Below are 20,922 nucleotides of genomic sequence, written 5' to 3'. Positions count from 1 at the left end.
ATTATTCAACAAAAATAGCTGGTTTAGAAGGTATTGCTTTAGCTCCTTGAGAATCATCTGCTTTTACAATATCAACTTTACATTTGAAATTATCTTCAACTAATTTTTTATTTTGTTCAAGATTTTTTAGTTCAGAAGATTGTTCAATTATAACCTTAGGAATTCTGGATTCGTTTTTTACTAGTTTAGGGACTAATTGAGAAATTTCTTTTTTATGTTCTGAATCCATACAGGATTTAATAATCGTACCAATATCCCTTGTTTTTGCCAAAGATTTTTTTATTTTAGAGAAAAAATCATATTTCCATTTCTCTGATACAAACAAGGTAATTTTTTTAGGGGTTTCAACTTTAGCTAATTCCAAAACTTTATTTATATCTAAAATCAATTTAGAGATTGATTCTTCTTCTGCTTCTGATTTTTCATCTATCTTGGATTTATCAAATTTAGGCCATTTAGATGTAGAAATAAATTCTTTATTCCCAAGTTTTTCCCACATCTCCTCACAAATATGAGGAGTAAAAATACCCATTAATAATACTAATTTTTCTAAAACGCTTTTATTAATTTCATCTTTAACATACAAGTAATTAGTTAGTTCCATTAAAGATATAATGGCCATGTTAAATTTAAACTCCTCAATATAAGATGTACATTCTTTTATTGTTTTATTTATCTTGCTCTCTTGTTTTGAATCTTTTTTATCAGTTATTTTTTTATCAACAAGACTGTAAAATTTATTTAAGAATCTAAAGTTTCCCTCAACACTTTCATCAGACCATTCCATGTCTTTGTCTGGTCCTGCTACAAACAATAAGAACAATCTTGCTGTATCAATACCATACTTATCTGCAACTTCTTCTGGCAGAACAACATTGCCTTTTGATTTTGACATTACAACTCCATTTTTATGAAGCATTCCTTGGTTGAAAAGATTAATAGCAGGTTCATCAAATTTGATTAATCCTAAATCTCTTAAGAATTTTGTATAGAATCTAAAATAGATGAGATGCATACATGCATGTTCTCTTCCACCTATGTATTGGTCAATAGGCATCCAGTAGTTTGCTTTTTTAGGATCAAAGATTTTTTTATCATTTTTAGGATCACAATACCTTAAAAAATACCATGAAGAATTTACAAAGGTATCCATTGTATCTGTTTCTCTTTTGGCAGGGCCTTTACATTTTGGACATTTAACATCTGTAAAAGGTTTGTAATCCATTAAAGGATTTTTAGTACTTGAGAATTTAATATTATCAGGAAGTTTTACTGGCAAATCTTTTTCAGGAACAGGCACTTCTCCGCATTTATCACAATAGATTATTGGAATTGGTGTTCCCCAAAATCTTTGACGGGAGATTAGCCAATCTCTTAATCTATATCTAATAGTTCTTTTACCATATCCTTTCTCTTCCATATAATCCATAATTTTCTTGGTTGCAGTATGAATGTCCATTCCATTTAAGAATCCAGAGTTAATCATTGTTCCTTCTTCTTCCTGGACCTGTTCTTTTCTTGTAATCTCTGTTTTGTCTCTGTCTTTTCCAACGACAACTCTTATAATTTCTAAATCATATTCTTTAGCAAATTCAAAATCCCTTATATCATGCCCAGGAACACCTACAACTACTCCAGTTCCGACAGTCATCAAAACAAAATCAGTAACCCACACAGGCATCTTTTTATTTGTCAATTGATTTATACAATATAATCCTGTAAAAACACCTTGCTTTTTCCCACCTTCTTCAATTCTTTCTTCATCTGTTTTCTTTTTGGCCTTCTCTATATAATCATCAACAGCACGTTTATATTTCTCTGGAACAATCCCGGTTTCCTTTGACAGCAATGGGTGCTCTGGTGCTATTACAATAAAGGTAGCTCCAAAATTTGTATCTGGTCTTGTAGTAGAAACAGTTAACTTTTTACCTGTTCCATCAATATCATATTCTATATCAATCCACTCTTTCTTGTTTATCCAATTCTTCTGCATTAGTTTTACATCTTCTTCCCAGCCAGTTAATTTTTTAATATCATCATATAATTCATCCGCGTACTTAGTTGTCTTGAAAAACCATTGTTCCAGTTCTTTCGGTTCTACATCTGTTTCAGTATGTCTCCAGCATTTTCCATTATGTACTTGTTCATTAGCTAAAACAGTATGGCATTTAGGACACCAGTTTACAGCAGATTTTCTTTTATAGGCCATGCCTTTTTCAAACATTTTTAAGAAAATCCATTGATCCCATTTGTAGTAATCCGGCTTATGAGTCTCAACCATTCGATTCCAGTCATAACTTAATCCTAAACTTTTCTGCTGTTTTATGAAATTTTTAATTGCATTTTCAGTAAATATTTTTGGATGGCTTTTTTCTTTTATGGCTGCATTTTCTGCAGGCAACCCAAAGCTGTCATATCCCATTGGATATAGAACATTAAATCCCTGCATTCTTTTGAATCTGGCAAAAGCATCTCCAATACAGTAGTTTCTCGCATGGCCCATATGTAGTCCAGACCCAGAAGGGTATGGATACATCTCTAGAACGTAAAATTTTTTCTTTTTAGGATCTTCTTTTACATTAAATATTTTTGAAGCTTCCCATCTCTTTTGCCATTTTATGGCTATTTTATTAAAATCAACCATAGGTAAAGTTTTTATTTAGATGTTTATAAAGTTTTTTGATTATTAAACCGAATATTTTTTAAATAAAGAATTAATTCACTTATTCTAATATAGTTAGTGATACAAACACGACAACAAAGGATAATGATGAATGCTACTAATAAAATAACTCTATATTCTGCATTACTATATGGTGCTTTGTCTTTTTTACCTAGTGAAGCAAAAGCTCAATCTATCCTTCCTACTCAACCATCCTTGTCTTCTAGTTCTTATGCTTCTCATACAAGCGAAGGAAGAGAACTTGATAATATTCTATTAGGAAGATCTTTATATCAAACTCAAGCAGAAACAGGGAGATTTGACTATGATATCTCTGCTTATGAAGATAGTGCAGGATATTTGGTAATAAATACAAAAGGAGAAAAATCTTTGGAAATGCAAATAGATGTTGGGATTCGAAGAGAAAAACCAATTCCTTTACCTGTGGTAGGTCCTTTTTTACAAAATGTATGGAATATTGGTTTAAGTGAAATAGTAAGATATAAAACAGATATCTTATTTTTTAAACCAGATGATAGTACTTATGTAGAAAAAGTAGATGATGAAACTTTTACTTACAATCTAATAAATGATAAATGGGTTCTTGTGAATTATGATGGTGGAAACCATCCTCGTACAGAAAAAGAAGTGCTTGTAGATTCCACTCTTAATGGGGTGCCTGCTCTTGATTTTATTATAAAAAAATATTCTGGTGAAAATGTACCTTATGATAGTTTAGGAGCTTTTATTGAAGGACTTGATTATATAATAGTTTTTACTAATGGTAGAACAAAACATGGTGTTGAAGAATTAGTATTTGATTTAGTTAATTCTCAAAATTATGAAGATGGTGAATGGAATTCTTTAGCTGATGATGAAAAGATTATATTTGGAGATGCAAAGATGATATTGGTGGATATAATCATTTCTGCTCAAGCAAAGATTAATCATAAAATATTCCCAACTACTTTAAGAATAAATCTTAATATATAACCGATAGTTTTTTAAATTATTTTTAGTTTGTTCATAATACAGCCCCATGGTGTAGTGGTCAATCATCTCGGATTTTGGGTCCGAGGACGGCAGTTCGAATCTGCCTGGGGCTATATTTCTCAGGGATATTACGAGTGGAACGAGTAATAGACCACAGGTTGATAAGGGTGAAACCCTTATGTGGGAATCTGCCTTGGGCTATATTTCTTAACCAAAGTTTTATATAATCAATTATATCAAAATAATAGATGAGAGTTGAGATTGATTTAAAGAAATCAGTTGAAGCAAATGCTTCTGCTTATTACGATAAGATAAAGAAGTTAAAGAAAAAGTTAGAAGGAGCTAAAAATATAGTAGAAGAGAGTAAAATCAAATTAAAGAAAGTGCAAAAAGATAAAGACAAAGTTTTAGAAGAATTAAAAAAACAAAAAAAGAAAGAGCCGTTAAAAAAAGAGTGGTATGAAAAGTTTAGATGGTTTTTAAGTTCTGAAGATTTTTTGGTGATTGGAGGAAGAGATGCCACCTCTAATGAAATTGTGATTAAAAAACATACTGAAAAAAATGATATTGTTTTTCATACAGATATGATTGGAAGTCCTTTTTTTGTTATTAAGACTGAAGGAAAAAAACCATCAAAAGTAACTATTGAAGAAGCAGCAGACGCTACTGTAACATTTTCAAGAGCTTTTAAATTAGGAATAACTACAACACCAACTTTTATGGCCAGACCAGAACAACTAACAAAAGAAGCAAAAGCAGGAGAGTATGTTCCTAAAGGGGGATTTGTTACAAAAGGAAAATTAGAATATATTGATAATGATGTAAACTTGGCAATTGGTAATTTAAAAGGACATATTATGGCTGGTCCATTGGAAGCAGTTAAAAAACATTGCAAAGAATTTTTAGAGTTAGAACAAGGTAGAGAAAAACCAGGCAAAGTAGCTAAGATAATCCAACACAAAATAAAAGGAGAGTTGGATGATATAATCCGGGCTTTGCCTGCAGGAACATTTAAGATCAAAAAATAATAACAACTTTTTTAAATAACAAAAAAGAGAGTGATAGAGATGGCGTTTATGATAAATTTTTTATTGTTTGCACTAAGTTGTTTAGTTCTTCTGGTAAGTGGATCTTTTTTGATTAAATCTTTATCAAAGATTGCTGCTTTTCTTAGGATGAGTAAATTTGTTGTTAGTTTTATTATAGTTGGTATGGCAACATCTCTGCCAGAACTGTTTGTTGGAATAAGTTCTGCTTTAGCAGGACAACCAGAAATATCACTAGGTAATGTTATTGGAAGCAATATCGCTAATCTTACTATTATTCTAGGAATTCCTTTATTGCTTGCTCGGGGAATTGCTATAAAAAGTAAAACAGTGAGGAAGGATAGTTTGTATATGTTTGGAATATCTTTATTACCTTTAATTTTAATGGCAATAGGAGAAAGCCTGTCCAAATTAGACGGAATAATTTTGATAGTATTCTTCTTGTTTTATTCTGCATTATTAATAAAACAAAAGAAAAAATTTACAAAACCAATTGATAACCATATTGGGAGAAGTGAAATTGTAGGAAATGTTTTTTTGTTTATTGTTTCAGCATTATTCCTTTATTATTCTGCAAAATTTACTGTAAAATATGCTTCTTTGATTTCTATTGATTTAGCATTGCCTCCAATTTTTGTTGGATTGTTTATAATTGCATTAGGAACTTCATTACCAGAATTAGTTGTAGGGTTCCATGCATTGAAGAAAAATCAAGAGGATATTATCCTTGGAAACATAATGGGAAGTGTTGTAGCTAACTCAACTTTGGTTTTGGGTGTAACTGCTTTGATATTTCCAATAACAACAAATCTTGTTATATTTTTTACAAGTATAAGTTTTATGATATTAGCATCTTTCTTGTTTATGATTTTTATTGAAGCAGGAAAAAAGATATATTGGAAAGAAGGGGTAATATTAATTATTATTTATGTTTTATTCATAATGGTTCAATCATATATAAAAAACCTACTTGTTATCTAAAAAATGAAAGAAAAAATTAAACCAGCAGGAGGACAGGCAGTTATCGAAGGAGTTATGATGATGCGTGGGAACAAAGTTAATACTTCTGTGAGGAAGAAAAACAAAATTATCTCTAAAAGAAGAAGAATTAAAAATAAAAGCAAAGCATCTAAACTTTTTTTCATAAGAGGTATTGTAAATTTATTTACAATGCTAAAGATTGGTATTGAATCTTTAATATGGAGTGCTGAACAACAGACTGAAGAAAACGAGAAAATATCCAAGGCAGAAGTTATGTTTTCTATGTTAATGGCAATTTTCTTTGCTATATTATTATTTGTTGCTCTTCCACTTTACTTAACAAAACTTATTTACTCACAAGATGGAATCTTGTTTGATGTTATAGATGGAATTATAAGAATTTTGGTTTTTTTGTTATACGTTTATTTAATATCACGTATGAAAGACATAAAGAGAGTTTTTCAGTATCATGGAGCAGAGCATAAGACAGTCCATTGTTATGAATCAGGAAAAAAATTAACTGTAGAAAACGTAAAAAAGTTTTCAACACATCATCCAAGGTGTGGAACAAGTTTTTTAATAATTGTTTTGATAATTTCAATATTTGTTTTTTCTTTTATTACAAGTCCTAGGTGGTATTATAAACTTGGCTTTAGAATAATCCTTTTACCAGTGATAGTTGGATTATCTTATGAAATATTAAAATTAGCTGATTTGTTTAAGGAGAACTGGTTTTTTAGTATGATTAATAAGCCTGGTTTGTGGATACAAAGAATAACTACAAAAGAGCCGACCAAAAAACAAATAGAAGTTGCGATTGATTCTCTAAAAAAAGTTTTATAAAAAAAAGAAAAAAAGAAGATTTACTCTTCTTTTGGTTTTTCTTCTGCAGGTTTTTCTTCATCACCACCTTCTTCAGCTGGTTCTTCAGGTTCTTCTGCAGGTTTCTCACTTGTATCTCCTCCTTCATCTCCACCTTCTGATGGTTCTTCAGGAGCAGTTTCTTCTTGAGGTTCTTCTTTTTCTTCACCTTCAGCAGGTTTTTCTGTTTGTTCTTCTTCCATTTTAATACCTCCTAACGTTAATAATAAACGCTATATTTGTTATAATTTCTGAATCCTTTATAAAGTTTTGGTTATAATATCACATAGTTAGTTTTCTACGTGATTTTTTAGCTGAGGATGTTAAACCTCTGTGGACTCTTCCTTTTTGTTTGTTGCTGGTTATCCACTTCATATTCTTATCAGCTTTAATAACTGGATGTGATGTATCTATAAGGATTACCTCATACCAATAGTATCTTCCATCTTGTGCAACAAAGTAGCTGTTAAGAACCTCACAATTAAGAAATTTTGAGTTAGCCCTTCTTTCTGCTATTGTCTGGTATGATAGGTCAAGATTCTTTTTTTGATGATATCTTTTTGATCTTCTACCTTTTCTTATCTTTGGTCTTTTATGACCTCCTCTAATAACTCTCTGCCTTACAACAATATACCCTTGTTTTGCTTTATATCCTAAAGAACGAGCTCTGTCAATTCTTGTTGGTTTTTCAATCCTTAGTGTTACAGGATCTTTTCTCCAAGCTATTAATCTTTCACGCCATAGTTCAGGCATGTTTTTCTTTGGTTGTTTCCAAAGATTTCTTATATGTTTGTACATTCCCATCTTAATTCGCTTCCATTTATTTTTTATTTATTGAGCTTCAGGTAAGCTAGTACCCACATTGCTCAATAAGTGATTTTCTGAGTCATTTATAAAGGTTGTGTTTGGTAATACAAAAAATATTTAAACTAAACCTTATTACTTTTTATTGGGGGAATATGGCAAATACAAGAGGCACTTTAAGCATATTAGCATGTGAATCTGGTGAACCTTTTGCTAATAAAGTTCTAGAAGTTTTTAAAGAAAAAGAAAAAGAAGTTAGATTTATTGATTCTAAACAAATACAATTTGCAAATAGTGAAATAAAAACAATAATAGAGGAGAGTATAAGAGGAACAGATATTTATATTTTTCAGGATGTTGAGAATTCTACAAATGGATCTGTTGATGAAAATTTAAGAGCATTGAAGACAGCTGTTGAAACTGCTTGGAGGTGTGATGCAAGTTACATAACTGCTGTTGTCCCTGTTTTTCCTTATGCAAGACAAGATAAACAAATAAGGAGGGAAAGTATAACTGCTGCTGCTGTTGCAAGAGAGATTGAAGATTCTAATGCTGATCATGTTATAACTTTGGACATACATAATCCTGCTATTGAAGGTTATTTTAGAAGAGCAAAATTTGAAAATTTGCGTGCGTATAAAACTCTTGTTGATTATATTAAATCTCATCCAGATGATTTTGATTTTGGAAATATTGTTGTGATGGCTCCTGATTTAGGAGGAGCAACAAGAGCAGGACTTTATGCAAACCAACTAGGAGTAGAACCAGTATTTTCTTATAAAAAAAGAGATGGAGATAACAGTGTTAAATCGATACAGATTATAGGAGAAGTTAAGGACAGAGATGTTTTGATAGTAGATGATATGATAGATACAGCAGGAACAATAATGGAAGCTGTTAGAGCATCTAAAGATGCTGGAGCTCAGAGAGTGTATGCTTCTTGTAGTTTGCCTTTGTTTAATGGAGATGCATTAGAAAAAATAGCAAAATCTTATGATGATGGGTTTTTAACAGCTGTAATTAGTACTGATGCAGTCTATCATGGAGCTGATTTTCAACAACAAAATCCGTGGTTTAGAGAAGTTTCTGTTGCGAGTTATTTTGCAAAGGTTATTCGTAGTATGAATAATAGAGAATCAATAAGTGCTTTGTTGAAATGATTATTTCTTATGGAAAGGTTTAAATAAATAACATATTTATTATTTGATATGGATAGATCCTTTGATAGAGAAGATATGTATTCTGTTTTGAAGAAGTTTCCTAATCAGATAAGAGATGCCTGGAGATTAGCAGGAGATATTAAATTTACAGATATTGACAGGATAATCATATGCGGTATGGGGGGGAGTGCTTTATCTGGCGAAATTCTAAAATCTTATTTGTTTAATAATTTTAAGGTTCCTATTGAGGTAAATAAAAATTATGATTTGCCTGAATATGTTAATTCAAAAACACTATTGTGGATTTCAAGTTATTCTGGCAATACAGAAGAGACAATAGAATCTTTTAGAAGAGGAAATAGAAAGGGTTGTCAGATATTCGTTATAACATCTGGTGGAAAATTAGCAGAATTAGCAAAGAAGCTAAACAAAACTTTGATAAAAATGCCGTCTGGAATTCAACCAAGGTTAGCTTATGGTTATTCTTTTTTTCCAATCTTAAAAATATTACAAAATTCCGGTTTGGTTGAAAACAAAGATGATGATGTTAAAAAACTAATTGAAGTTTTGGGAAAAGACATTTATAGGAAGAAAGCAGAAGAACTATCTGAAAAATTAGAAGGCAAAATACCTGTTATTTATTCTTCTGAAAAATTGTATGCGGTAGCGTATAAATGGAAGATTAATTTTAATGAAAATTCAAAGATTCCTGCTTTTTGTAATTATTTTCCTGAGTTAAATCATAATGAGATGATGGGATATACAAAACCCAATGGAGATTATTATATCATAATAATAAAAGATGATTATGATGACAGGAGAATAAAGAAAAGAATGGAAGTAACTAAAAAGATTATGCAATCTTGCGGAGTTCCTGCATTAGAACTTGAATTAACTAGCACATCAGATTTAGTAAAGATTTTCTCTACAATTTATTTGGGTGACTGGACATCATATTTTTTGGCTTTAAGAAATAAAGTTGATCCAACACCTGTTGAATTGGTTGAAACTTTGAAGAAGAAGTTATAATTTTTTAATAACAAATAATTATGTATATCTTCCTTTAATTAGTCTTGTTTCATATTGTTGATAATTTGTTAAAATTGCTTCTTTTGCAATACTAATATCTTGAGCTAATTTAGGGAGATCAAGACTTATTCCAAGTTTTCCACTTAGAGCGACCTTTGCTGCAGCTAATTTTGCTTTCCATCCAAAACCCTTTTTCATTGCAAGTTGTTGTCCTAGTACTTCGACATAATTTAGAATTGCTCCTAAATTTTCTGTAACATCCTGTACCCATGTTTGATGTTCGTCTTTTTTAGAAAATGCTTGATTATTGTAGAATTCTGATTGCACTAATTCTTTTGGATCGTTATATTGATCGCTTTTTGATTCTAAACTTGATAATTCTGCTTCTGCTCTTGAATAAATTAACTCATATAAGTTACCTGCTCTTTGAATTAATTGATGAACATCACTTGTTCTGATTTCAGGAACGTGTTTTTGAATAGTTCCTATCCTTTCTTCTATAGCACCACTTAATGTTGTCTCTAAATCCTTTCTTGAATAATTAATTGTTTCAACTCTTGTGGGCTGTAACTTCTTTATTAACCCACCTAAATGATCAAAAACCCAGGCGTTATTAAGTCTATCCTGATAATTTTTCCTCACTTCTTGGACAATTAATCCAAGGTCTGCAATTAATTTTCTCTGGACTTCATATAAAATGTCGACTCTTTTCATGTTATATTCACTTAGAATTAACTTATATATAAAACTTTTGGTATAGTACTACTTTATGGTGGTTATAATTATCAATTTTGTAGTTAGTCTAGCTTCCAAGTTATTGATTTAATGAAAAACAAAATCTTTTTAAACTACCTATTACTTGTGATTTAATATCGAGAGGTAGAATGGTATAAGATGCCATAAATTGACTTGTCAATTTAATGTCACAGCTGCTCTATACTGGAGAAATTATCACTAATTTCTCACAAAATTTAAGAGGAAAATTAAAATGGCAAGAATGTATTCAAGAAACAAAGGAAAAAGTAAATCAGTTAAACCTACTAGAAAAACAAATCTAAGTTGGTTAAGATATAAAGAAAAAGAAGTTGAATTATTAGTAACTAAAGTTGCTAAAGAAGGAAAAACAGCATCAGAGATTGGATTGTTTTTAAGAGACAATTATGGAATTCCTTCTGTTAAAAAAATAACAAACAAAAGCATATCTGAAATATTAAAAGAGAAAAAATTAGCAAAAGAAATTCCAGAAGACCTTATGGCTTTAATTAAAAGGACAATAATGTTAAGAAAACATCTAGAAAAAAATCATAAAGACGAAACAGCCAAACGCGGTATAAATCTAACAGAGTCAAAGATAAAGAGATTAGTAAAATACTACAAACAGAACAAGAAACTTTCTATGGATTGGAAATACGATCCTGATAAAATCAAATTGTTCATAGAATAAAGGTAGTAAATGGAGAAGGATTATAAACAATTTGAAAAGAACATAGAAGAAGCTGTTGCTAAATTTAAGGCCTTAAACAAAAAAGAGAGGATAAGAGTTATATCCCACTTAGATGCAGATGGAATATGTGCATGTGCAATATTGCTTAAGGCATTAAATAATGACAATAGAAATTATTCTATTTCAATTGTTCAGCAACTAAATGAACAGGTTCTAAAAAATATAAGCAAGGAAGATTACAAAAATTATTTCTTTACTGATTTAGGAGCTGGACAATTAGACTTAATCAATAAACATCTAAAAGGAAAAAATGTTTTTGTGTTGGATCATCATACACCCAACGAAGCAGAGTTGGATGATAACATTGTTCATGTTAATCCTCATTTGCACGGTATTGATGGCGGAACTGAAATATCTGGTTCAGGAGTTACATTTCTTTTTACAAACAAATTAAACAATAAAAAAGATATGGCTTATGTCGCTGTTATTGGAGCAATTGGAGATATCCAAGAAGATAAAGGATTTCAGAAACTAAATAATGATATTCTACAAATGGCAATTGATGAAGGGCATATTACTGTAAAAAAAGGATTAAGGGTTTTTGGAATGCAGACAAAACCATTACATAAAACATTAGAGTATTGTTCAGATCCTTTTATTCCAGGTGTGTCTGGTTCAGAATCTGGTGCAATACAATTTTTGCAGCAGATAGGAATTAACCCAAAAGATAAAAAAGGATGGAAAAAAATGATCCATCTAAATGATGAAGAGATAAAGAAACTAATAGGAGCTGTTATAATGAGAAGGGTTGATGAGGATAATCCTGAAGATGTAATTGGAAATATTTATGTGTTGAATAATGAAAAAGAAGAATCGTCACTAAGAGATGCAAAGGAATTTGCTACACTGTTAAATTCATGCGGAAGATTAAACAAGGCTTCTATTGGAATTGGTGTTTGTTTAAACGATAAAACAGCCAAGAAAAAAGCACTTGCAAATGCCGAGAATTACAAAAGAGAGATTGTTAAAGGCATGAGATGGTATAATGATAATAGAGAGAGCAAAGATATAATTACAGAAAACGGCTTTATTATTATAAATGCAAAAGAAAATATCTTAGTCTCTATGGCAGGAACTGTTGCTTCTATATTATCCAAATCAAATGAACTTAAAAAAGGCACTTTCATAATGTCTTTGGCAAGAAATATAGTTGAAGATACGTCAAAGGTTTCTTTGAGAATTGCTGGAAATAATAATAATGTTAATCTAAAAGAGGTTATAGAAACTATAACAAAAAATATTGAGAATGCAGAGTCTGGAGGCCATGCAGCTGCTGCTGGTGCAATTATCCCGACATCTAAAGAAAGAGATGTTATAGAAGAGGCCAAAAGAGTCTTAAAGCTTAATTCAATTGAAGAAAAAATTGAGTAGAATTCTTATAAAACGTTTTTAATGTTAGCAATATGATCTGCAACATCAGATCCTTTTTTTGTTAGAGTTAATAGCTTTAATCTTCCTTGTTTATCAAAATTTATTAACTCGTTTTTTTCCATTTCTTGAAGAATCTTAACAACATGAGAATATGTGCAATCGATTTGTTTGGCTAAAGATGAAGCATAGATTGATCCTTTGGCATTTTTCAAGTTGACCAACATCATTGCTGGTTTTTCTCTGAAAAAAACATTGAAAATAGCCTTGTTTTCAACCATTATTGTATCCCCCCGATCATATAGTCTGTAAAATATATGTTATATATAAAGGTTTCTTTTTGTTATTTTACCTTGTATATATTTCTTTAGTCTAATCAATCAAAATATAAATAGCTATTTAAAGCTTGCCTTTTTTTAGTGGTCTATGGAAGAAAAATACAAGGAATTATTGTTTCCTTATGAAAAAGTAAGACCAATCCAGACTGAATTGGTTAATTTAGTTTATGATACAATAAAGAATCAAAAAAATTTGATTGTGCATGCTCCAACTGGCTTAGGAAAAACTGCAGCAACATTATCTCCTGCTTTGAGTTTTGCTTTAAGCAAAAAAGATTTGACAATATTCTTTCTAACATCAAGACATACACAACACAAGCTTGCTGTAGACACTTTAAAGCATATAAAAGAAACACATAATCTAAATTTCAATGTCGTTGATTTGGTTGGAAAACAATCAATGTGTGTTCAGGATCATGTTAAGGATTTATATCCAAATGAATTCCATGAATATTGTAAATCTGTCAAAGAAAAACACGAATGTGAGTTTTATGAAAATACAAAAAAGAAAGATGGAAAGCCAACTATTAAAGCTAAACAGATAATTTCTGAATTAAAGAAACTTTCACCTGCACATTCTGAACAACTTATTGATGTTTGTGGAAAATCAAAGTTATGTCCTTATGAAATGTCAGCAATTTTGGCAAGAGAAGCAAATGTGATTATTGCTGATTACTATTATATTTTTAATCCAACTATTAGCGAAAACTTTTTTAATAAGATTGGAAAAAAATTAGAAGATTCTATAATTGTTGTTGATGAAGGTCATAATTTGCCAGACAGGATAAGAAATTTGTTTACAAACAAATTAAGCACATATATTTTAGATAGAGCAATCAAAGAAGCAAAAAAATTCAAGTTTCATGAATTAGTTCCTAAACTAAAAGAGATTGAACATTTAATAAAACTATTGTCAGAAAAAATAAAAAATAATGAAACAGAAACATTAGTTGAGAAAGAAGAGTTCTTTAAAGAAATTGAAGATTATGATGAATTAATATCTGAGATGGAATCTGCAGCAGATGAAATCAGAGAAAAACAAAGATCAAGTTATATTGGAAGTATTTCTTCTTTCTTAAGTCATTGGCAAGGCCCTGATAAAGGATTTTCGAGAATAATTGATATTATAAAAAATAAAGATAAAAAGATTATTACATTAAGTTACAGGTGTTTGGACCCTTCGTTGTTTTCTGCTGTTGTTATGGAACACTCTTTCTCAACAATTTTGATGTCAGGAACTTTAAACCCAACAGAGATGTATAAAAATTTGTTAGGGTTTCCTGAAAATAAAACTTCTCAAAAAGAGTTTGAAAATCCTTTTCCTAAAAAAAATAAACTTACTTTGATTGTTCCTAAAACAACAACAAAGTTTACCCAAAGAAATGAGGACCAGTTTAAGGAAATTGCAAAAATATGCAGTAATATAACAAATTTAGTTGAAGGAAACTCAGCTATATTCCTTCCTAGTTATCTTTTGATGGATCAGGTAAATAAATATTTTTCAGAATTTTCCAAAAAAAGAATTATAAGAGAGATTCCTAGATTGAGCAAAGAAGGAAAATACGATTTGTTAGAGGAATTTAAAAATGAAAGTAAAAAAGGAGCTGTTTTATTAGGGGTAGCTTCTGGAAGTTTTGGAGAGGGTGTTGATTTGCCAGGAGATTTGTTAAAGTGTGTTGTTGTTGTTGGAATTCCATTACAAAAACCAGATCTAGAAACAAAAGAACTAATCAAATATTATGATGGAAAATTTGGCAATGGATGGGATTATGGTTACTTGTATCCTGCTATCCTTAGGTCAATGCAGAATGCAGGAAGGTGTATAAGATCTGAAAAAGATAAAGGAGTTATTGTTTTTTTAGATGAAAGATATGCCTGGCCTAATTATAAAAAATGTTTTGCTGACACTGATATTAGAATAACAACTAATTATGAAAAAGAAATAAAAGAATTTTTTGAAAATAATAAAAGCTAGGCTTTATCAGCGCTTCCTAAAACATTTTTATTTTTGTCAATAATCATATTCATCAGTTCTTCACGTGCTGGTCCTAGATATTTTCTTGGATCAAACACCTCTGGTTTTTCAGCCATAACTTTTCTGATTATTCCAGTAACAACCAATCTTCCATCTGAGTCAATATTCACTTTACAGACAGCAGATTTAGCAGCTTCCCTTAATTGATCTTCAGGTATTCCTACTGCTGCTTTTAGATTTCCTCCATTGCTATTGATGGTTTCAACATATTTTGGCAGAACTGAACTAGAGCCATGCAAAACAATAGGAAAACCAGGAATACGTTTTTCGATTTCCTCTAAAATATCAAATCTTAAAGGGGGAGGAACAAAAACACCCTCTTTATTCTTAGTACATTGTTCTGGTCTAAACTTATATGCTCCATGTGATGTTCCAATTGAGATTGCTAGTGAATCTACTCCTGTTTTTTTTACAAAATCTTCAACATCTTCTGGTTTTGTGTATGTGGATTCTTCAGCTTTAACATCATCTTCTATTCCAGCCAATACACCCAATTCACCTTCAACACTTACATCATGTTGATGAGCATAATCAACGACTTGTTTTGTTAGCTTAACATTTTCATCATATGAATGTGCACTTCCATCAATCATTACAGATGAAAAACCGCTGTCAATGCATGATTTACATAGTTCAAAAGTATCTCCATGGTCCAGATGCAGTGCAATAGGAATATTATAACCTAATTCTTTTGCCATTTTGACAGCACCTTCTGCCATATATCTTAATAGAGTTTGGTTTGCATACTTTCTTGCTCCACTAGAAACTTGTATAATTACAGGAGAATTACTTTTACCGCAGCCATTTATTATGGCTTGCAGCTGTTCCATATTATTGAAATTATAAGCAGGAACTGCATAACCGCCTTTCACAGCTTTATCAAACATTTCTTTTGTGTTTACCAAACCAAGATCTTTGTAGCTTACCATTTTAATACCTCTAAATTTTATTTTTTTTCTGGAATTGTTTCATGATGATGAGTTTCAAGATATCTTATTGTACCTGATTTAGATCTCATAACAAGTGAATGAGTTAGTTGACCATAATTAGTAAAAACAACTCCTTTAAGTAAAGGACCATCGCTCACACCTGTTGCAGCAAAAACAAGTCTATCCCCTTTAGCTAGATCATCCATACTATATACTTTATCCAAATCCAATCCTCTGTCAATTGCTTGTTGTTTAAATTCAGGTTTATGGGGTTTTAAAATTCCCTGCATGTCTCCACCCATACATTTTAGAGCTGCTGCAGTTATAACTCCTTCTGGAGCACCACCTATTCCCATCATAACATCTATTCCTGAATCTGGAACAACAGGAGCAACACCAGCAGAGATTGTACCGTGTTCTATTAGTCTTACTCTTGAACCTGTTTTAATTATCTCTTTTATCATTTCTTTATGACGATCTCTTTCTAAAATTACGACAGTAAGATCTTTAATATCTTTGCCAAGTGCCTGAGCAATATTCTTAAGATTCTCTTTTATAGGAGCTTTAATATCAATTACTCCTTTTGCTTTTGGGCCTACAGTTAATTGATCCATATAACTTCCAGGAGCATCTAGTAATGATCCTTTAGGACCTGCTGCTAAAACTGATATGGCGTTTGGTTTTCCTTTAGATAAATTTGAAGTGCATTCTAGTGGATCAACCGCAATATCCATTTCAGGACCATTACCTGTTCCAAGCTCTTCTCCGTCGAATAACATTGGTGCTTCATCTTTTGCACCTTCACCAATAACAACCTTGCCTTTGAAATCAACATAATTAAAACGTTTTCTCATAGCATCAACTGCCATTTTATCTGCTTGTATCTTATCATTTTGACCCATGCACCGAGCACAAGAAATAGCTGCTGCTTCTGTGATTCTAACAAATTCTAAAGCCAGATTTTTGTCCATCTTATTTTATTTAGAAAATTGTATTGTTATTTAAACTTTATTAATTATAAGAACATAAAGAGTATACGAAAAGCTATACTAATGTACAAAATAGAAACATTTATATACTAGTATCATTATATAACTATTGATGGTAATATTATTCGATCGGTTTAATTTACCTGAAGACATATTTGAGGTAATATTTGCTACTAAGCAACAGATTATTGTAGCAAAAGCACTTATAGAATATATCAAAGATAATGATAAAGAGATTACAAAAACTGAGATGAGTTTATTTGCCACAGAATTACATGAAGGTAATTTTAAAACAGAGATTGATGAACCTTCATACAAAGGAAAGCGTGTAAAATTGAGTTATAACAAACGACAATTTTACGATAGAATATTAACTCCAATGAAAAGCATGGGGATAATTGATTATGACTTGTACAAAAAGACCTATAAATTAAGTGACAAATTTTACAATGATATTTTGAAGATAGGTCTTATGTGGAAGCAAGAATTTCAAAAACCCGCTCATGCTTTTAAGACAAAGAAATGATGATTAATAGGCTCCCTATAATATATTTCTTTGTAAACCACCCCACACTTTACAAATTTAGGGAGCCATTATGTTTTTTAGTTGTCAAGGGAAAAAGAGGTATAATGAAAATCCTAAGAAATCGAACAAATTGTTAGGATTTTCAAATATAGCAAATATCAATTCATGTTCGATTATTTAGGATATTTGCTATATACCCTAAAGATTATGGCTGGTTTTGGCGGCCAGCCATTATTCTTATTCTTTTCCGATACTTTTATAAACACATCAAAAACCTTTTTCTTACTATGGCAACTGAGTCGATAAAAGTATTAGTAGAAGGGGGAAAAGCAACAGCAGCACCTCCTTTAGGACCTGCTTTAGGACCAATGGGTCTTAATATTGGACAGGTTGTTTCTGCTATTAATGAAAAGACTGCAAATTTCAAAGGAATGAATGTTCCTGTAGAAGTTACCATAGATAAAGAAACAAAAGAGTTTGAGATAAGTGTAGGTACTCCACCGGCTTCTGCTTTGTTAAAAAAAGAAGCTGGAATTGAAAAAGGCTCAGGAAATCCTAAAGAAGACAAAGTTGCAGATGTTCTTATTGAACAAATAATTAAGGTTTCTAAAATGAAAGAATCAAATTTACTTGGTAAATCACTTAAGGAAAAGGTTAAGGAAATTATAGGAACATGTAATTCTATGGGTATATTGGTTGAAGGACAACCTGCTGTAGATGCTATTAAATTAGTTAATGAAGGAAAATTTGATCAGAAAATAAAAGAAGAAAAGACAGAATTATCTGATGAAGATAAAAAGAAATTAGAAGAAGAGAAAAAGAAATTAACAGCTGAGTTTGAAAAGAGAAAAGAAGAGTTTGAAACTACAGCTAAAGAAATTATATCTTCTATGTCTGGTAAAGAAGCTTTTGCAATCAAAGCAAAATTAAAAGAAGCAAAGATTCCTGATATGCTTATTAAGGAATTAATGCCATCAGAAGAAGCTAAACCTAAAGAAGGAGAAGAAGTGCCTGTAAAAGAAGAAACTAAAGATAAAGAAGAAGCTCCAAAAGAAGAGAAGTAAATCCATTTTTTTATAAATTTATTCTGTGAATATATCTATCATTAAGTGTTTCTGTGTTTTTAAAAAAATAAAAAAATAAAAAAAATACGTAAAATTATGGTGTTTTTGTTAATCTTACTACATCTTTTAATCCAACAACTACTACGGCTGGTACTACAAATGCCATAATGTGGGTAAAGATGCCGACTAAATATCCGCCAATATATTGAACTCCTCCAAGAGTTGCGGTAGCTCCTCCTAGGCTAGTAGCGATGACTAATACTGTTGCTACTATTAGAAATTCTTTAGTTTCTTTTCCAGCTACATTTAGGAAACCAACAAAGAGTCCCAAAAGAACTAGTAATGAAACCAATATTGCAGAGACCTGCCCTCCAAGGTAAGCTGAAAACAATCCTAAGATTACTGCTAGGACCACGCCAACCGTAAAGGAATAAGCACCTACTTTTTTATCCATGGTTTACACCTCTTATTTAATATTAAGGATTTCCACCCTTATAGCACTTTTAAGAATAAGACTATATAAATTTTTTGATTTTTAGTATACAAATTTCTCTATTTGTTAAAAGAACTTTCTAGAATTATAACTAAGAAGAATCCGATCAAAACTATAATTATTGAGGGAAGTGGTGAAGTTAGATTTTGAGTTATGTTTTGATATGGTAATCTTAAGGAACCTAACATTAATCCTGTTAGGAATGCCATTGTAGGTGATTTATGTTTTTTTAACAAATAATTTAATAGCTTAGAAAACAAAAGTAATCCTGTTCCTGCTCCAATTATAAAAATAATTATTTTTAAAATTTCTAGATTGTGTATTATGTTTAGAACATATTCATATTGGCCTAATAGTAATAAGATAAACGCTCCTGAAATTCCTGGAAGGATCATTGCGCATATTGCAAGAGCACCTGAGAAAAATAGAGTTGAATAGGAATGGCCTATTTTATCTGTAACACCAAGATCAACAAAAAAGAAAGCAAAGATTAGACCTATTACAAAAAATGTTATTGTTTTAGTGTTTATCTTTTTAATTTTTTTATAGACAAAGTATGAAGATGCTAATATCAAACCAAAGAAAAAAGAATAGGTTGATGCTGTGTAGCTCTTAAGCATAAAGGTTATTACTCCTGATAATATTAGAAACGCTAATGCAATTCCAATAATTAGAGGCAGAATAAACCAAAAATCTATTTTCTTAAAATTTTTCTTTATGTTTTTTTTGTCTAATTTTATTAAAGATAAAACAAAATCAGAAATTTTACTTACTGTGTCAATAAGTTTCGAATATATACCTGTTATTAGAGCTATTGTTCCGCCAGAAACTCCAGGGATTATGTCAGCTATTCCCATAAAAAATCCACGCAACATAACTAAAAAAGTTTCTAAAATATTTCTCATTTTAAATTCGTTTCTTTAACCCTCTCTTTAACATAATCTTTTTTTAGTAGTTCTTTAACATAATCTTTTGGTTTTGTAATCTTTCTTTTTTCTTTAGCAAAAATTTGTTTATTTTTGGTAAATGTAGTTTTATGTTTCTTTTTAAAATTCAAGACATGCTCTTTTATAGTTGTTGAAGGTCCTTCTATGATTTTAAGTTTGTCAACATCTTTGATGATTTTAAAATAGAAATGTGCTTTTTTGCCTTTATCCCAATCCCATCCTTGTTTTTGAATTTTAAATCCTTCTTTTGACAATTCTTTTTTTAGAAAATTAAATGTTTTTAGTAATTTGGCCCCTACTACATCTTGTTTGCCTTTTATTGGTTTTATCTCTACAATTATATAATCCTTTAATTTAGTTGGGTCAAATTCTTTTTCTTGAAAAAATTTAGTAGAAGGTTTTTTAAGAAATTCTTTTGCTTTTTTTCTGAATATATCAAATTTCTCAAAACTTAGAGCAGCTGCAGCGTTCCTGTCTTTTTGTACTGGATCAACCATTATAATTGGAGAATATGTTTTGCTTTTATTCATCTCTAAAAATATATTTTTTCCTTTATAAAATTTTTTTATGTCAATAACTTCTTTATCTTTCCACTTTGATGCCGCTTTTAGTAGTTTTAGAAAACCATTGTAGTTGATAACTAATAGTTCGCACATGTATCCTGAAAAGCCATTTATGTATGATTCTGCGCCGTATATTTTATTTGCTTTGCAGAACTGTTTCATTAGTCTTATTTCATCTGCTAATTTTTTATTTATACATTTCTTAACAAAAATAGCATGTAAGGGGCTTACATCAGTTATATTTAATGCTTTGTTTGCTTTTTTTATTTCAATTATTGGAATTATTTCAAATGTGAAGCCTTTTTCTATTATCTGGAAATAATCTCTGCTTCCATGAAGTCTGTTTATTTTTTTAAAAGATTTTTTTAGTTGTTTTTCTAAGATATCACTAAGTTTATCGCTTTTATCTTTGTATTGATTGTAATTAAACTGTACAAATATGTCAGCATCGTTTGCTGTTTTTAGCCATGTGGATTTTGCACCGCTTCCCCCTAAAATTATTTTAGCATCTTTTACTTTTATTCGTGACATAAAATCTTTTATTTTTTTATCTATCAAAATCTCATCTTCTTCCTTGGGTTTTACGTCCTTTAAGACCTCTTTTAAGACATCCATATGGCTATTTTAATT

General features: G+C 30.5%; 21 protein-coding genes and 1 tRNA gene. 12 read left to right on the top strand and 10 right to left on the bottom strand.

Annotation, left to right across the window (positions count from 1 at the left end; translation table 11 throughout):
* Position 1: 1 nt before the first annotated feature.
* Positions 2–2,644 (bottom strand): leucine--tRNA ligase, encoded by a 2,643-nt coding sequence (locus CEE44_01115; GenBank protein TKJ17118.1) that lies wholly within the window; start codon positions 2,642–2,644, stop codon positions 2–4.
* Between the two features lie 126 nt (positions 2,645–2,770).
* On the opposite strand from CEE44_01115, the gene CEE44_01110 reads away from it, so the two are divergent.
* The 5 genes from CEE44_01110 (at position 2,771) to CEE44_01090 (ending at position 6,525) form a co-directional block, all read left to right on the top strand.
* Positions 2,771–3,655, top strand: a complete 885-nt coding sequence (locus CEE44_01110) for a hypothetical protein (protein TKJ17117.1) — start codon at positions 2,771–2,773, stop codon at positions 3,653–3,655.
* 40 nt (positions 3,656–3,695) lie between these two features.
* Positions 3,696–3,768: transfer RNA gene (locus tag CEE44_01105), tRNA-Gln, on the top strand.
* A gap of 135 nt (positions 3,769–3,903) precedes the next feature.
* A complete protein-coding gene (locus CEE44_01100; GenBank protein ID TKJ17116.1) occupies positions 3,904–4,683 on the top strand; it encodes a hypothetical protein in 780 nt (259 codons plus the stop codon).
* Between the two features lie 39 nt (positions 4,684–4,722).
* Entirely contained in the window at positions 4,723–5,682 is a 960-nt protein-coding gene (locus CEE44_01095; protein TKJ17115.1) for a hypothetical protein, read from the top strand.
* Positions 5,683–5,685: 3 nt separating this feature from the next.
* A complete protein-coding gene (locus CEE44_01090; GenBank protein ID TKJ17114.1) occupies positions 5,686–6,525 on the top strand; it encodes a metal-dependent enzyme in 840 nt (279 codons plus the stop codon).
* Positions 6,526–6,545: 20 nt separating this feature from the next.
* Here the strand turns inward: CEE44_01090 and CEE44_01085 are convergent, their stop codons facing one another.
* Both CEE44_01085 and CEE44_01080 read right to left on the bottom strand, forming a co-directional pair.
* Positions 6,546–6,746: a hypothetical protein gene (locus CEE44_01085; protein ID TKJ17113.1), complete on the bottom strand. Its 201-nt coding sequence runs from the start codon at positions 6,744–6,746 to the stop codon at positions 6,546–6,548.
* Between the two features lie 79 nt (positions 6,747–6,825).
* A complete protein-coding gene (locus tag CEE44_01080) occupies positions 6,826–7,347 on the bottom strand; it encodes a 50S ribosomal protein L15e (protein TKJ17112.1) in 522 nt (173 codons plus the stop codon).
* Positions 7,348–7,502: 155 nt separating this feature from the next.
* Here CEE44_01080 and CEE44_01075 point away from each other — a divergent pair, with 155 nt between their 5' ends.
* Both CEE44_01075 and CEE44_01070 read left to right on the top strand, forming a co-directional pair.
* Positions 7,503–8,507, top strand: coding sequence for a hypothetical protein (locus CEE44_01075; GenBank protein TKJ17111.1), 1,005 nt, complete (start codon positions 7,503–7,505; stop codon positions 8,505–8,507).
* A gap of 48 nt (positions 8,508–8,555) precedes the next feature.
* Positions 8,556–9,536, top strand: a complete 981-nt coding sequence (locus tag CEE44_01070) for a bifunctional phosphoglucose/phosphomannose isomerase (GenBank protein ID TKJ17110.1) — start codon at positions 8,556–8,558, stop codon at positions 9,534–9,536.
* Between the two features lie 18 nt (positions 9,537–9,554).
* Here CEE44_01070 and CEE44_01065 read toward each other — a convergent pair whose 3' ends face one another.
* Positions 9,555–10,250, bottom strand: coding sequence for a hypothetical protein (locus CEE44_01065; protein ID TKJ17109.1), 696 nt, complete (start codon positions 10,248–10,250; stop codon positions 9,555–9,557).
* A 274-nt stretch (positions 10,251–10,524) separates the two neighbouring features.
* Between CEE44_01065 and CEE44_01060 the strand changes: the two genes are divergently transcribed.
* A complete protein-coding gene (locus tag CEE44_01060) occupies positions 10,525–10,980 on the top strand; it encodes a 30S ribosomal protein S15 (protein ID TKJ17108.1) in 456 nt (151 codons plus the stop codon).
* Between the two features lie 9 nt (positions 10,981–10,989).
* Positions 10,990–12,411, top strand: coding sequence for a hypothetical protein (locus tag CEE44_01055; protein TKJ17107.1), 1,422 nt, complete (start codon positions 10,990–10,992; stop codon positions 12,409–12,411).
* 5 nt (positions 12,412–12,416) lie between these two features.
* Here CEE44_01055 and CEE44_01050 read toward each other — a convergent pair whose 3' ends face one another.
* On the bottom strand, positions 12,417–12,689 hold the full coding sequence (locus CEE44_01050) for a hypothetical protein (protein ID TKJ17106.1): 273 nt from the start codon (positions 12,687–12,689) through the stop codon (positions 12,417–12,419).
* Between the two features lie 145 nt (positions 12,690–12,834).
* Between CEE44_01050 and CEE44_01045 the strand changes: the two genes are divergently transcribed.
* On the top strand, positions 12,835–14,721 hold the full coding sequence (locus CEE44_01045) for a hypothetical protein (GenBank protein ID TKJ17105.1): 1,887 nt from the start codon (positions 12,835–12,837) through the stop codon (positions 14,719–14,721).
* On the opposite strand, the gene fba is transcribed toward CEE44_01045, so the two are convergent.
* Together fba and glpX are read right to left on the bottom strand one after the other, a co-directional pair.
* Positions 14,718–15,710, bottom strand: a complete 993-nt coding sequence (gene fba, locus CEE44_01040; GenBank protein ID TKJ17104.1) for a fructose-1,6-bisphosphate aldolase, class II — start codon at positions 15,708–15,710, stop codon at positions 14,718–14,720. The two genes, CEE44_01045 and fba, sit on opposite strands and share 4 nt — an antisense overlap.
* A 17-nt stretch (positions 15,711–15,727) precedes the next feature.
* Positions 15,728–16,681, bottom strand: a complete 954-nt coding sequence (gene glpX / locus CEE44_01035; protein TKJ17103.1) for a fructose-bisphosphatase class II — start codon at positions 16,679–16,681, stop codon at positions 15,728–15,730.
* Between the two features lie 130 nt (positions 16,682–16,811).
* Here glpX and CEE44_01030 point away from each other — a divergent pair, with 130 nt between their 5' ends.
* On the top strand, positions 16,812–17,225 hold the full coding sequence (locus CEE44_01030; protein ID TKJ17102.1) for a hypothetical protein: 414 nt from the start codon (positions 16,812–16,814) through the stop codon (positions 17,223–17,225).
* Between the two features lie 287 nt (positions 17,226–17,512).
* Positions 17,513–18,289: a 50S ribosomal protein L11 gene (locus tag CEE44_01025; GenBank protein TKJ17101.1), complete on the top strand. Its 777-nt coding sequence runs from the start codon at positions 17,513–17,515 to the stop codon at positions 18,287–18,289.
* Positions 18,290–18,383: 94 nt separating this feature from the next.
* On the opposite strand, the gene CEE44_01020 is transcribed toward CEE44_01025, so the two are convergent.
* The 3 genes from CEE44_01020 to cca all read right to left on the bottom strand — a co-directional run bounded on the left by CEE44_01020 (position 18,384) and on the right by cca (position 20,907).
* On the bottom strand, positions 18,384–18,743 hold the full coding sequence (locus tag CEE44_01020; GenBank protein TKJ17100.1) for a hypothetical protein: 360 nt from the start codon (positions 18,741–18,743) through the stop codon (positions 18,384–18,386).
* A gap of 98 nt (positions 18,744–18,841) precedes the next feature.
* On the bottom strand, positions 18,842–19,687 hold the full coding sequence (locus CEE44_01015) for a DUF368 domain-containing protein (protein ID TKJ17099.1): 846 nt from the start codon (positions 19,685–19,687) through the stop codon (positions 18,842–18,844).
* Positions 19,684–20,907: a CCA tRNA nucleotidyltransferase gene (cca, locus tag CEE44_01010; GenBank protein ID TKJ17098.1), complete on the bottom strand. Its 1,224-nt coding sequence runs from the start codon at positions 20,905–20,907 to the stop codon at positions 19,684–19,686. Before cca ends, CEE44_01015 begins: the two co-directional genes overlap by 4 nt.
* Positions 20,908–20,922 lie beyond the last annotated feature (15 nt).

The sequence above is a fragment of the Candidatus Woesearchaeota archaeon B3_Woes genome, assembly GCA_005222965.1.
Classification (GTDB): Archaea; Nanobdellota; Nanobdellia; order Woesearchaeales; family B3-WOES; genus B3-WOES.
Note: the sequence above shows the minus strand (reverse complement) of the source record. Positions and strands in the feature narration are given on the sequence as shown.